This is a genomic window from [Clostridium] symbiosum, assembly GCA_036419695.1.
Lineage (GTDB): Bacteria > Bacillota > Clostridia > Lachnospirales > Lachnospiraceae > Otoolea > Otoolea symbiosa_A.
On the sequence record CP143946.1, the window covers coordinates 368,917 to 382,513 of the forward strand.

Below are 13,597 nucleotides of genomic sequence, written 5' to 3' on the forward strand. Positions count from 1 at the left end.
TTTAATTTATAGGAAATTGCGTCCTATGAATCAAAAAAGCTCCGCAAGGATGCACATGCTGCGCAAAGGTAAATAGCTGCTGAAGCAGCCGCGCGGCCGCGCCCGGCGTGAAAACCCGGCGCTCCGCAACCTTTTTAGGCAGGAGAGGAGAATAATGGATTCAAGAGTTGCCCTGATTGGGATAATGGTAGAAAAAGAGAGCTCGGTGGAGGCGCTTAATAAACTGCTCCACCAATACAGCAATTATATTGTGGGCCGTATGGGAATTCCCTATCACAAGAGGGAAATCAATATTATCAGTGTGGTGATTGACGCTCCGGCCGACGTAATCAGCGCCCTGTCGGGTAAGCTTGGAATGCTGCCGGGAGTGACTTCCAAAGCTGTTTATTCCAAGGTCACCCGGAACAGGGAGGAAGAGGAGAAAACGGATGGGAACGGCTGAGCTGAAAGCGCTGATCGACAGGCTCCGGGAGTCGGGGAGTCTGAACCGGGAGGAATGGATCAGTCTGATTGACGGAAGGACACCGGAACTGGCAGAGTATCTGTTTGAAAATGCCAGAGCCGTGAGAGAGCGGGAATACGGGAAGGACGTCTACATCCGGGGATTGATTGAATGCAGCAATTACTGCAGAAATGACTGCTACTATTGCGGAATCAGAAGGGGAAACAGGAATGCGCAGCGCTACCGTCTGAGCGGGGAAGAAATTCTGTCCTGCTGTGAAAGCGGCTATCGCCTCGGGTTCCGGACGTTCGTACTGCAGGCGGGAGAGGATCCTGTGATGACCGATGATTGGGTGGAGACGGTAGTTGGCCGGATCAAAGAGAAATTCCCCGGCTGTGCGGTGACCCTCTCACTGGGAGAAAAAAGCACGTCCGCCTACCAGAGATTTTTCGATGCGGGAGCCGACCGCTACCTGCTCAGGCATGAGACGGCTGACTCCGGCCACTATGGGACGCTCCATCCGGGGGAACTTTCACTGGAACACAGAATCCGGTGCTTGAGAGAGCTGAAACGGATCGGCTACCAGACCGGCTGCGGTTTTATGGTAGGCTCCCCGGGGCAGACGGCGGAATTTCTGGCAAAGGATATGGAGTTTATAAAGGAATTAGAGCCGCAGATGGTGGGAATCGGGCCTTTTATCCCACAGCATGATACGCCGTTTAAAGACGAAAAGGCAGGCTCATTTGAGATGACGTTATGGCTCTTAGGACTGATCCGCCTGATGATGCCGCGGGTGCTGTTACCGGCCACAACGGCTCTCGGGACAATCCATCCCCAGGGCAGGGAGATGGGAATTCTGGCCGGTGCCAATGTGGTGATGCCGAATCTCTCACCGCTTGACGTCCGGAATAAATATCTGCTCTATGACAATAAAATCTGTACGGGAGACGAAGCCGCCGAGAGCCTGAATTCTCTGAAAAAGAGCATGGAGGCGATTGGATACAGGGTTACGGTCGACCGTGGAGACTATAAATCAAACTAAAGAGGAAGAGAATGGTCCAGCGTGTCCTGTCCCTGCAGTAAAATGATACTGCGGACGGGCTGTCCGGTTCCGTCCCCTGACTCCAAAGAAAGGAAAAATGTATGTACAATCCATCATCAAAGAAAGCGGAAGAGTTTATCAGCCATGAGGAAATCATGGAGACTCTGGCCTATGCCGAGGCCAACAAGGATAATGAGGAGCTGGTAGACCGGATTATTGCGAAAGCGAGACTCAGAAAAGGCCTTGACCACAGGGAGGCATCGGTCCTTCTTGCCTGTCAGATACCGGAGAAGGTAGAGGCGGTATATGAGCTGGCAAGACAGATTAAACAGGATTTCTACGGAAACAGAATCGTTATGTTTGCACCTCTTTATCTGTCCAATTACTGTATCAACGGCTGTGTTTATTGTCCGTATCACCTGAAGAACAAGCACATTGCCAGGAAAAAACTGACCCAGGATGAGATACGCAGGGAAGTGATTGCACTTCAGGATATGGGTCATAAGAGGCTGGCGCTGGAAACGGGTGAGGATCCGGTCAATAACCCGATTGAATATGTCCTGGAGAGCATCAGGACGATTTACGGAATCAAGCATAAAAACGGTGAGATACGCAGGGTGAACGTCAATATCGCCGCCACTACGGTGGAGAACTACAGGAAGCTCAAGGATGCCGGAATCGGGACTTATATCCTGTTTCAGGAGACCTATCACAGGGAGAGTTATGAGAAACTTCATCCGACAGGCCCAAAACACGATTACTGTTATCACACTGAGGCCATGGACAGGGCAATGGAGGGCGGAATTGACGATGTGGGCATTGGAGTGCTTTTTGGGCTGGAACTTTACCGGTATGAATTTGCAGGGCTTCTGATGCACGCAGAACATCTGGAGGCGGCTCAGGGAGTCGGTCCTCATACAATCAGCGTGCCGAGAATCAAGAGGGCCGATGATATTGATCCTGCCCAGTTTGACAATGGAATTGACGACGATACATTTGAAAAAATTGTGGCCTGTATCAGGGTGGCTGTTCCCTACACCGGAATGATTATTTCCACCAGGGAGAGCAAAAGCTGCAGGGAGAGAGTGCTGAAACTCGGCGTTTCTCAGATCAGCGGCGGTTCCAGGACGAGTGTCGGAGGGTACGCCGAGGAGGAACCGGAGGATGAAAATTCCGCCCAGTTTGACGTCAGTGATAACCGGACTCTGGATCAGGTGGTTCACTGGCTGATGGATCAGGGATTCATTCCCAGCTTCTGTACCGCCTGTTACCGCGAGGGCAGAACCGGGGATCGGTTTATGAGCCTCTGCAAGAGCGGGCAGATACAGAATTGCTGCCATCCCAACGCCCTGATGACGCTTAAGGAGTACCTGGAAGATTATGCGGCTCCGGATACGCGGGAAATAGGGGAGAAACTGATTCTTGAAGAGATAAAAAATATACCTAAGGAAAAGGTGCGTGAAATCGTCCTGAAAAATCTGGATGAAATCGAACACGGTAAAAGAGATTTCCGCTTTTAGCGTCACAAGTCGGGAGGTGTGCGGATGAGTTTAAGTCAGACTCCCTCGGGAGAAAGAGTACATATAGGTTTTTTCGGAAAGAGGAATGCAGGCAAGTCGAGCCTGGTCAATGCGGTAACGGGGCAGGATTTGGCTATTGTCTCGGAAGTGAAGGGGACAACGACGGATCCCGTTTACAAATCCATGGAGCTTCTGCCCCTCGGGCCGGTTATGATAATCGACACCCCGGGAATCGACGACGAGGGTGAGCTGGGTGAAAAGAGGATTGGAAAAAGCCGTCAGATACTGAATAAGACGGACATCGCGGTTCTGGTGGTTGACGCCGCAGCCGGTAAGGGAGAGCAGGAAGAAGAACTGATTCATATTTTCCGCAAAAAAAATATCCCTTACCTGATTGCATACAACAAGACGGATTTGACCGGGGAACCGGAAACGGGAGCTGCGAAGGGAGAGCCGGGCAGAAGATCGGACAGAGACGAAAATCGGGAACAGTGGACAGAGGCGGCCAGAGAACAGGAGAGAGAGGCTGGCGCAGAGCGGCATGAGATATGGGTCAGCGCGGCCACGGGATACCATATTCACGAGCTCAAAGAGCGGATTGCCGGTCTTGTAACCCCGGAAGGGGATGGACGGAGACTGGTGGCGGATTTGATTAAACCGTCGGATCTTGTCGTACTCGTAATTCCGGTTGATAAGGCGGCTCCGAAAGGGCGGCTGATCCTTCCCCAGCAGCAGGTAATCCGAGATATTCTGGATACCGGGGCATCGGCGGTGATGTGCAGGGAGAATGAGCTGGAAACGGTATTGTCCTCCCTGAGCAGGCAGCCTAGACTCGTCATCACGGACAGCCAGGTTTTTGCGGCGGTGGACAAAATGGTTCCGGATCATATTTTAATGACCTCATTTTCGATTCTGTTTGCCAGATATAAGGGAGATCTGCGACAGGCATGCCAGGGGGCGAGGGCGCTTAAAACCGTGGAGGACGGCGATCGGATCCTGATATCCGAGGGCTGCACCCATCACCGCCAGTGCGGCGATATCGGAACACAGAAGCTGCCCGCCTGGATCCGGGAATATACGGGACGGGAACCGGAGTTTGTGTTTACATCCGGGACCGAGTTCCCGGAGGACTTGTCCGGCTATCATATGGTGATCCACTGCGGCGGCTGCATGTTAAATGAGAGAGAAATGAAGTACCGTCTCAGAATGGCGGTCGATCAGAACGTCCCTATGACAAATTACGGGATTGCAATCGCATGTATGACCAAAATACTGGACAGGAGCATCAGGCCGTTTACGGCATTGTTTTCATAGGATGCAGAAATGCGTAATACGGGAGAGAGTCTGGCAAGCCGGGCTCTCTTTTAATTTCTCCGAAAAAGTTCCTCCGGGTAACAGTTCAGACAGAATGAACTGTTACCCGGAGGAACTACTAATGTTAACCATATATAAAAATATAGTTGACAATCTTGCGGAGCCTGTTTATAATAGGCAATATCGAAAGGCGGGATTGCAATGAGCGAAAGATTAGCAGTTGAAATAATAAACGGAAGACGTCTGACACGGACAGACGATTTATCTTTCTTTCTGGAGGAAGACCTCGACGAACTTTGCGGCGGAGCGGATAAGATACGCCGTGAACTGCGGGGAGACAAAGCAGATTTATGTTCGATAATCAACGGCCGGAGCGGCCGCTGCGGCGAGGATTGCAAGTTTTGTGCCCAGTCGGCCTGTCATTATGCCAGAATTGACGAGTATCCGTTCCTGGAACCGGACGAGATTCTGGAGGACTGTAAACGGCATGAGAGACAGAAGGTAGGCAGATATTCGGTGGTGACATCGGGCAGGGCTTTGAGCGGCAAAGAGATGGATAAGGCGCTGGAAGCATACAGAAACATGAAGGAAAACTGCAGGATTGAGCTGTGCGCATCACACGGACTGCTTTCCCAGGAGGATTTCATGAGACTGAAGGAGGCAGGGGTATCCCGTTACCATGCGAATATTGAGACATCGCGGCGTAATTTCCCCAATATCTGTACCACACATACATATGATGACAAGCTGGAAGTGATTAGAAGGGCCAAGAACGCGGGGTTAACGGTCTGTTCGGGGGGAATCATAGGTATGGGGGAAACATGGGAAGACAGGATGGATATGGCATTCAGCTTGTATGAGATGGAGATAAGTTCGATTCCCATTAATATCCTTCAGCCGATTAAAGGCACGCCGTTTGAGTCCCTTCCGCCCCTGGGCGAGGAAGAGATACTGCGGACCATCGCCATGTTCCGCTACATTAACCCGGATGCGGAAGTCAGGCTGGCAGCAGGCAGAAACGGGATGGAACATTCGGGCGAGAAGGCATTCAAAGCCGGAGCCAATGCCGCAATTACAGGTGATATGCTGACCACTTCGGGCAATAAGATTGCCGAGGATATTAAGATGCTGACGGCAATGGGATTTGCGGCCGTGTAGGCTGGAAAATGTACCGGATTAACAATGAATTTCAGGAAAGAGGACAGATAATCATGGAGAAAACAGCAAATCAGGGAGTGACGAGGAAAAACGTTCTCTCAACAAAGCAGATGGCATTAATTGGAGTAATGACGGCAGTTACCTGTATTTTGGGACCGATTGCGATTCCGCTGCCTATCAGCCCGGTGCCGATTTCATTTACCAATCTAGCTATTTATTTGACCGTATATGTGCTGGGGATGAAAGCAGGAACAATAAGCTATCTTGTTTATCTGCTGGTCGGGTTTGCCGGACTCCCGGTGTTTTCGGGCTTTACGGGCGGCGTAGGAAAACTGGCCGGTCCTACAGGCGGTTATCTGGTTGGTTTTATCTTTATGGCAGTCATTGCAGGCTGGGCTATCGATCATTTCCAGGGAAAATACATGTTCCATGTACTGGGGATGGTTGTCGGAACAATGGTATGTTATGTATTTGGAACCATATGGCTGGCAGGGCAGCTTGGAATCAGTTTCACAGCCGGTCTCGGTGTGGGCGTGGTTCCTTATCTTCCCGGTGATGCAGCTAAGATAATTCTGGCCGTTCTGATCGGGCCGAAACTGAGGAAAGAAATCAGGAGAATCGGAAGATAAAAATTTGAAATGAAAAGATGCCGGAGATTTTGATGTTGTGCCAATACATCGAAGCTCCGGCATTTTTTTATGGAGAAGCCGATTAACGCCTGCCGCCACCCGCTTGGCCGTATCCCTGCTTACGGTTAAGATTTGCCTTGTAGATGGGAGAAGTCTGTGCTAATATATAAATATACTTAATAGTAAAGTATCTAATGGTAAAGTGTTTAATAGTAAAGCGTCTAAAAAGCAAAGGATGGAGATATATGGATAGTCGCTATAAATTGTACCAGGAAATGGTTTCTGTTTTGGATGAAGCGTTCGGGCTAATGGTGGAATATGATTCCATTCCGCATAATTACGGGAGTGCCACGTTATACCAGGCGGAATCGAAACTGATTCATCTGGCGGGCAGCATGCCGGGAATTACGGCTTCCGAGTTGGCGGCGAGGCTGAAAAAGACCACCAGCGCATGTTCCCAGATAGTTAAGAAGCTGCGCCAGAAAGGTTGGATCGAACAGACGAGGAATGAGAAGAATAACCGGGAATACAACCTGTTTCTGACGGATGAAGGCAGGAAAATTTTTCAGGACCATGAACAGTTCGAATCCCGCTGTTATCTGCGGATGTATCAGGAGTTAGAGGAGTTTGATGAGAACGATTTCCGGATCTATATGGCAATCCAGAAAAAGATGAACAAAAGTTTTGTCCTGGATGTGGAAGAGAGCCGCATGCAGCTGGGGCAGAAAGACTCCGTATGACTTATTTTCTGCTCCCGGCCCGGTAATCGGCAGGAACCGGCGCTTCTTACGGCGGACCATAGTTGATTGTAAATTACCTCCTGTTGTGGTATTATATAAGTAAGAATTACAGTGCTGTATCAACTGCAGATATATGGGAGGAGGCCTGTATTATGGAAAAAAAGATTATCACAATCAGCCGTGAATACGGAAGCGGAGGCCGCGAGGTTGGACTGACGGTGGCTAAGAAACTTGGGATGGAGTTCTACGATAAAGAACTGATCGAGGCCGCGGCAAAGGAGATCGGTTTTCCTGTTGATATGATTGCCGACAGGGAACAGAGACTGACCAACAGCCTGCTTTACAATTTTGCCATGGGAACGCTGTATGGGATTTCCTATCCGAAAGAACCTAAGATTACGGAGCTTCCGCTGACGGAGCAGATTTACCAGGCACAGAAGAAGGCCATTGAGGAAGCGGCCAAGAGAGGCCCCTGTATTTTTATAGGCCGCTGCGCCGATTATATTCTGAAGAGCCGTCCGGACGTGCTGCGTGTATTCATCTATGCGGACCGGGATATCAGAAAGAGGCGGGCCATTGAAGAGTACGGAGAGATTGAAGAATATATTGATGAGTTTATGTACCAGACTGATAAGAGAAGGCGTATCCACTATGAGAACTATACGAATCAGAAGTGGGGAAGCCGCGAGAATTACGATCTGATGCTGAACAGCGGGGACCTGGGCCTCGAGAAATGTGTAGAGTTGTTGTGTGAAGCCGTTAAATAACAGCGGCGGTATGTTTTAAGGCGCTCCAAAGGGAGCGGCGGCAGGGTCCGGACGTTGAGTCCGGGCCCTTTTTCTAGTACGCCCGGCGGCGCACGTCTCTAACCGGTGAAAGTCCGGAATCCGCCCGGTGGTGGGAAGGATATAGCCGAAGGCAAGGGTGTCCACCGTGAGGTGAAATCTGAAGGAAGCCGGATGTGGGAAACATACTAACCCATGGGCAAATCTCTGGTCTGACGGACAGAAACCACATCAGGCCATGCGTGAGGGTAAGGCTGCTAGACAAGTCGAAGCCCAATAACCACACGGAATCACGTATGGTAAATGTGGCAGATAGATGGAGAGAAAGAGACGTGTGGTACCCGGGGAGGTCTGTGCGGAATGTCCTGAAAGGGATAACCATTATCGAAAGGAAGGGACGCTGAAATTGAAAGTGAACCAAGAGAAAAGCCGTGTAGTGAGCGTGTTTGCAATCCGAAATTTTAAATTCCTTGGCTTTACATTGGGAAAGAACGGAAAAGGCATCTATGTCCGGGTTCATGGAAAGTCATGGAAGAAAATGAAGTCAAAACTGAAAGAACTTAGTTCCCGAAGGACTGTCCAGAGCATACGGCTTGTATTAGCAAAGATAAAAGAGTATATGCGAGGATGGCTGAATTATTATGGGGTTGCGGATATGAGGAACCGAATAGAGGAACTTAATAAGTGGCTATACCACAGAATCCGAATGTGTATATGGAAACAGTCCTATGAATTAATAAACGCTCCGCAAGGATGCACATGCCGCGCAGAGGTAAATAGTTGTTGAAGCAACCGCGCGGCAGCGCAAGAATCCCGCTCACGGGATTCCTTATTCTTCTGCAGGAAAGCTCTGGGGGGATAAAAAGCATGCCCAATGGGGGATGTGTACCAGCGGGCAGGTGTAATATGCATTTCTCACACTTTTTATTCTTGTCCATATACTAATATTAAAACAACCTGAAAGGGACCTCAACCATGTATGACTCATGTGACAACTACCGGGAAGCCGCTGTTTATCCTGTTCGCCGGGAACAGCATGTTCACGAAGTGGTTGGCAGCACATTTATCGCCGAGTCCTGTGAAGAAGCTCATAACCATCGGTTTGCGGCCGTTTCCGGGGAAGCTATTCCATGTGGCAGAAGCCATGTTCACGAAGTGACTTTCCGGACGGATGCATACGACGGACATTTTCATAAATTTACAGGAACTTCCTCCCCGGCTATTCCGGTAGGAGACGGAAGACATGTTCATTTTGCTAAAGCATGCACTACTACAGCAGATGGACATACTCATGAATTCAGGGTTGCATCATTAATTGATAACCCGATTGCACCTTGTTAATATACCGGCCGGGACAACTGTTCCCGGCCTTTTGAAATTACAGGGAAGGATAATGTCCTTACAGATTGAAGTTTACCATGGCGGGGACTATAATGGAAACAGATTGACAGGAAAGCGAGAGGAGGAGTTCATATGTACGATCTTTGTATTTACAATTCCAGGATTATGGATCCGGAGAGTGGATACGACGCCGTGGGGGCGGTGGCGGTTTCAGGGGGAAAGATTGTTTCTGTAACAAGAGAGCCGGTGGAGGCAGCCGTGATGATAAATGCCGGTGGAATGGTGACCGCTCCGGGATTTATTGATATACATACCCATGAGGATGATATTTCCGATTACCAGGAGCTCATGCTGCCGAGACAAATTTCAGAATGTGCGGTAAAAACAGGGGTTACCACTATTATTACGGGAAACTGCGGCAGTTCTTCTGCTTCTGCGTCAAAATATTATGAGGCGGTCAGACAGAATGAATATCCGTGCAACTGCTATATGATGGCGGGAAATGTGACGCTCAGGAGGCAGGCGGGGCTGGGAAGCTATGACCGGGCCGGCCGGGAGCAGATTGAACAGATGTGTGCACTTTTTCAGAAAATGATGGATGAAGGGGCTGTCGGCCTGTCTTTTGGCCTGGAGTACGATCCGGGCGCCTGTTGGGAAGAGGAGGAGGCATTATGCAGGGTTGCGGCTGCTAATGACAGGATCGTTTCCGTCCATATGCGTTACGGCTATCCGGAGAAGGTGGAGGAAACGCTGGAGGAAGTGATTGCCCTGTCGGAGAAGACGGGAGCGAAGTTTGAGATCTCACACTTTGCCGCTAATGTTTACGGAGAAGGAAAGGTGGCCTGGGCGGACAGAAGGCTCAGGGCGTCAGGAGCCGATATTACCTGCGACATGTATCCGTACAACGTATGGTCTACCGTCCTTCAGTCGGCGGTATTTGACGAGGGTGCATTTGATAATTTTAATTTCTCCGTGGAAGATTTGGAAATCCTGACCGGTGAATACGCGGGTCAGTACTGCAATAAGGAGCTGTTTAAACGTCTGAGAAAAGAGCCGGAGAGTATCATGACGGCATGTCACAATGCGATGCCGATGGAGGATGTGGAAGCGGCGTATCAACTGCCCTATGTAATGGTGGGCAGTGACGGCAATATGCAGGCAACGGTGGATGGACACATTCTGGGTCATCCCAGAGGGGCGGGAAGCCCGGCCAGATTTCTGGGGCATTTTGTCCGTGAACGGAAATTGATGGATCTGATGACTGGAATCAGTAAATTGACGCTGCTTCCGGCCAGGCGTATGGGACTTGATTCTAAGGGGCGGCTGGCTGCCGGCTGTGATGCGGATCTCGTTGTCTTTAACCCTGAAACCATTGCTGACAGGGCAAAGTTCGGGGTGGATGTCTGCGGTCTGGCTCCGGCGGGGATTCTTTTTACGGTTAACGGCGGAAAAATTGTATACCAGGGTGGCCGATAAACGGAACAGGCCGTGTTATTGTGTAAACGATTGCTCGGGTAAGCGATTGATTGAGTAAACGAAAACCGGTAAGCTTCGCCTACCGGTTTTCGCTGCTAATGTTCCAGGCATGGTATAAAGGGCCGTTTCCGTTTCCAAGGTCAAGCCCGGCGCCCAGAGCACCGGACAGGTAGTGTTTTGCGCGGGCGACACTCTGTTCCAGGGACATGTCCTCTGCGAGGCCGCAGGCGATAGCAGAAGAGAGCGTACAGCCGGTACCGTGGCTGTTTGGGTTTGCAATACGGGGAGCGGAAAACCAGTGGATCGTTTCGCCGATACATAAAAGATCGCAGGCCCCCGAGGATAAATGTCCGCCCTTGAGCAGGATGGGCACGCGATAGTACCCGGAAAGCCGGAGGGCGGCCTTTTGCATGTCTTCCCTGCTTTGGATTGTGATGCCGCCCAAAAGTACCTCGGCCTCCGGAATGTTGGGCGTAACTAATGATGCCAGGGGGATCAGGTTTTCCGACAATGCGGCTAATGCCTCCTCGCCCAAAAGTCTTTTCCCGCTGGTGGAGACCATGACAGGATCCAGGATAATATAGGCAGGTGAATAATGTTTAATTCTGTCTTCCACGGTCAGTATGGCGTCTTTTGTGCCCAGCATTCCGATTTTTACAGCCTGGGGCGTGAGATCGGAGAATACACTGTCCAACTGGGCGGCCAAAAGCTCAGGGGAGACCGGCCGGATCATCTGGACGCCGAGTGTATTCTGGGCGGTAACGGCGGTAATGGCGCTGGAGGCGTAAAGACCCAGCGCCGTGATGGTTTTAATATCTGCCTGGATACCGGCTCCGCCGCCGGAGTCTGAACCTGCAATGGTAAGTACGGAAGGAACGCGCATCATGGATTAACCACCTTTATAAGTTTGTCTTTCAGCGTGCGGACGGCCAGAGAGATATCGTTTTGGCCGAAGATACCCGATACAACAGCGGCTCCGGCGATTCCGGTACCTGTAAGCTTTGTGACGTTTGACGCAGTGATGCCGCCAATTGCTGCGACAGGAATGGAGACGTTTTTACAGATAGCCGAGAGAGTATCAAATGTCATCGGAAGAGCCTCTTTTTTCGTTTGACTGCCGAAAACGGCGCCGGATCCGAGATAGTCGGCTCCCTGTGCTTCGGCCAGTTTTGCCTGTTCCACGGTTTTGGCAGTGACGCCCAGAATCATATTGGAGCCAATTGCCAAACGCGCTTCGGCGGCATTTATATCATCCTGACCGACATGGACGCCGTCGGCCTGACAGCGGAGCGCTATTTCCACGTTGTCGTTAATGATCAGGGGAACGCCGTAGTATCTTGTGAGTCTGCGCATCAACAGAGCCTCCTCCAGAAAACGGCGCTCATCCAGGTCTTTCTCTCTGAGCTGAAGCATCGTGACACCGGAGGCCAGAGCCTCACGGACCATCTGCTCCAGTGTCTTTTCACCGGTAAATGACCGGTCTGTCACTGCATACAGCAGACAATCGGATCGATTGAATTTCAATTTTCATCCCTCTTTTCAATGTTTCTTCATCAAGCAGGCTGACATAGTCGGTAAAATACCGGAGAAAACTCCCGGTCCCCTCACCGCGTTCCTCTACTTTCCGGTAAGCAAGCTCCCCGCAGAGACCTGCCGCCGAGACTGCGAGGGCCGTGGCGGAATGTATTGCGGTTTCGGTGGATTCTGTGGCAGGACCAGCAGAAAGTATCGCGGTTGAGACATAGGCGGCAATGATTCCGTCCAGCATGCAGCCGCTGCCGGTGATGCGCGACATCATAGGACAGCCGTTTTGGATCAGCATGGTTTTATCTTTGAAAGTTACAAGATCAGTTTCCCCCGTCATGACGACAACGGCTCCTGTTAATTCCGATAAACCGCGCGCAGCGCCGGTCAGGGGGGAAAGGTTTGTTTGTGTTATCTGATCCTGCTTTGAAGCGTCAACGCCTCGTGGGGAATCCTGAACCTGAGGGGACGGGATTTTACACTCCGCAGCAGTCCCGCGCGTCAATTCCAGGTATAACCGTTTGATTTCAGAGGCATTTCCGCGTATTACCGCAGGAGTCACCTGGCTCAGTACGTTCAGGATAGAGGAGGTCCTGTACGGGGAAGAGCCGATCCCTACCGGATCCAGGATGAGGGGAAGGCCAAGCTCTCCGGCTTTTGTGCCTGCCCTGCTCATGGCAGCTGCGGATGATTCTTTCAGAGTTCCGAAATTCAGCAGCAGGCAGTCACTGCGGGAGGTCACATCGGCAGCCTCATCCGGGTGATCAGCCATAACGGGTGCGGCTCCGGCGGCCAATATGATGTTGGCTACTTCACAGGCGGTTACATAGTTCGTAATGCAGTGAATCAGAGGTGACCGGTCCCGGATGAGCTGCGGAAGACGCAGAATTTCATCCGGGAATAGAGAGTTTGCCTCCGGAAATGGAGATATTGTTGAGAATGGCTCATTAATCATAATTTTCTGTCCCTCTTCTCTTTTGAGGCTGGAATCAGTTCTGTATCATTCTGTGAAGGTGGGAAAATAACGGTGAGCGGCGCAGGATTTCCAAAAGGACCACGGCCATGGCGGTTCCGCATACGGTACTGGTTAAAAAAGGCACCACGTAGAAGAAAAGAGCAATCTCTTTTCCCATCAGAAAAACGGCTATCGGATAGCAGAGAAGGGCGCCGATGATTCCGGTTCCAACTACTTCACCGAGGTAGGCAAGGACAAAACGGCCTGTTTTCTGGAAAAGAAATGCACCCAGGAAAGCGCCGACCATACTGCCCGGAAAAGCCATCAGACTTCCGGTCCCTATCAGATTCCTTATCAGGGAGGTGCAGAATGCCATGCAGACGCCATACAAAGGACCGAGGAAAACGCTGGCAATGACGTTGATAAAATGCTGAACCGGGAAACATCTGGATGCTCCGATGGGAACGGAGAAGCCGGACAGCGCCACGGTCAGGGCCACCAGCATTCCGCCAAGAACCGTCTTTTTCAGGCTCAGTGTGTTTGCCGCTCTGTCCGGTGTATAGTTAGACGGGGAGGCGGTTTCTTTATTTCCGAATAATGTGGTAGTTTGATTTTTCATTAGATTCTCTTTACTCCTTACTTTTTAAGATTCTGCTCACAACGCAGCAACA

At 50.8% G+C, this 13,597-nt stretch carries 14 protein-coding genes and 1 pseudogene; 11 read left to right on the forward strand and 4 right to left on the reverse strand.

The features are described from left to right. Positions 1–154 precede the first annotated feature (154 nt). The 11 genes and pseudogenes from V3C10_01740 (at position 155) to V3C10_01790 (ending at position 10,447) form a co-directional block, all read left to right on the forward strand. The gene (locus V3C10_01740) at positions 155–442 is read left to right on the forward strand and encodes a TM1266 family iron-only hydrogenase system putative regulator (GenBank protein WVP62563.1); all 288 of its coding nucleotides are present in this window, start codon (positions 155–157) and stop codon (positions 440–442) included. Next, on the forward strand, positions 429–1,484 hold the full coding sequence (gene hydE, locus V3C10_01745) for a [FeFe] hydrogenase H-cluster radical SAM maturase HydE (GenBank protein ID WVP62564.1): 1,056 nt from the start codon (positions 429–431) through the stop codon (positions 1,482–1,484). The genes V3C10_01740 and hydE overlap by 14 nt, the downstream gene beginning before the upstream one ends. 101 nt (positions 1,485–1,585) lie before the next feature. Further along, positions 1,586–3,004, forward strand: coding sequence for a [FeFe] hydrogenase H-cluster radical SAM maturase HydG (hydG, locus tag V3C10_01750; GenBank protein WVP62565.1), 1,419 nt, complete (start codon positions 1,586–1,588; stop codon positions 3,002–3,004). Between the two features lie 24 nt (positions 3,005–3,028). Continuing rightward, positions 3,029–4,318 carry a [FeFe] hydrogenase H-cluster maturation GTPase HydF gene (gene hydF / locus V3C10_01755; GenBank protein WVP62566.1) on the forward strand — a complete coding sequence of 430 codons (1,290 nt, stop codon included), beginning with the start codon at positions 3,029–3,031 and terminating at the stop codon, positions 4,316–4,318. 201 nt (positions 4,319–4,519) lie between these two features. Then, the gene (gene bioB, locus V3C10_01760) at positions 4,520–5,476 is read left to right on the forward strand and encodes a biotin synthase BioB (GenBank protein ID WVP62567.1); all 957 of its coding nucleotides are present in this window, start codon (positions 4,520–4,522) and stop codon (positions 5,474–5,476) included. Positions 5,477–5,529: 53 nt separating this feature from the next. Continuing rightward, positions 5,530–6,105, forward strand: coding sequence for a biotin transporter BioY (locus V3C10_01765; protein ID WVP62568.1), 576 nt, complete (start codon positions 5,530–5,532; stop codon positions 6,103–6,105). A gap of 245 nt (positions 6,106–6,350) precedes the next feature. Then, complete coding sequence (locus tag V3C10_01770) at positions 6,351–6,845, forward strand: MarR family transcriptional regulator (protein WVP62569.1); 495 nt, start codon at positions 6,351–6,353, stop codon at positions 6,843–6,845. A gap of 152 nt (positions 6,846–6,997) precedes the next feature. Next, the gene (locus V3C10_01775; protein WVP62570.1) at positions 6,998–7,612 is read left to right on the forward strand and encodes a cytidylate kinase-like family protein; all 615 of its coding nucleotides are present in this window, start codon (positions 6,998–7,000) and stop codon (positions 7,610–7,612) included. A 409-nt stretch (positions 7,613–8,021) separates the two neighbouring features. Beyond that, positions 8,022–8,354 (forward strand): annotated as a pseudogene (locus tag V3C10_01780) (group II intron maturase-specific domain-containing protein). A gap of 251 nt (positions 8,355–8,605) precedes the next feature. Continuing rightward, positions 8,606–8,971, forward strand: a complete 366-nt coding sequence (locus V3C10_01785) for a YmaF family protein (GenBank protein ID WVP62571.1) — start codon at positions 8,606–8,608, stop codon at positions 8,969–8,971. A gap of 132 nt (positions 8,972–9,103) precedes the next feature. Further along, positions 9,104–10,447, forward strand: a complete 1,344-nt coding sequence (locus V3C10_01790; protein ID WVP62572.1) for an amidohydrolase family protein — start codon at positions 9,104–9,106, stop codon at positions 10,445–10,447. Between the two features lie 79 nt (positions 10,448–10,526). Here the strand turns inward: V3C10_01790 and thiD are convergent, their stop codons facing one another. From thiD to thiW, 4 genes are read right to left on the reverse strand one after another with little or no spacing between them, the layout of a single operon-like run. Next, on the reverse strand, positions 10,527–11,333 hold the full coding sequence (gene thiD, locus V3C10_01795; protein WVP62573.1) for a bifunctional hydroxymethylpyrimidine kinase/phosphomethylpyrimidine kinase: 807 nt from the start codon (positions 11,331–11,333) through the stop codon (positions 10,527–10,529). Continuing rightward, a complete protein-coding gene (thiE, locus tag V3C10_01800) occupies positions 11,330–11,971 on the reverse strand; it encodes a thiamine phosphate synthase (protein ID WVP62574.1) in 642 nt (213 codons plus the stop codon). The genes thiD and thiE overlap by 4 nt, the downstream gene beginning before the upstream one ends. Next, entirely contained in the window at positions 11,910–12,926 is a 1,017-nt protein-coding gene (gene thiM / locus V3C10_01805) for a hydroxyethylthiazole kinase (protein WVP62575.1), read from the reverse strand. The genes thiE and thiM overlap by 62 nt, the downstream gene beginning before the upstream one ends. A gap of 34 nt (positions 12,927–12,960) precedes the next feature. After that, positions 12,961–13,545, reverse strand: a complete 585-nt coding sequence (thiW, locus tag V3C10_01810; protein ID WVP62576.1) for an energy coupling factor transporter S component ThiW — start codon at positions 13,543–13,545, stop codon at positions 12,961–12,963. Positions 13,546–13,597 lie beyond the last annotated feature (52 nt).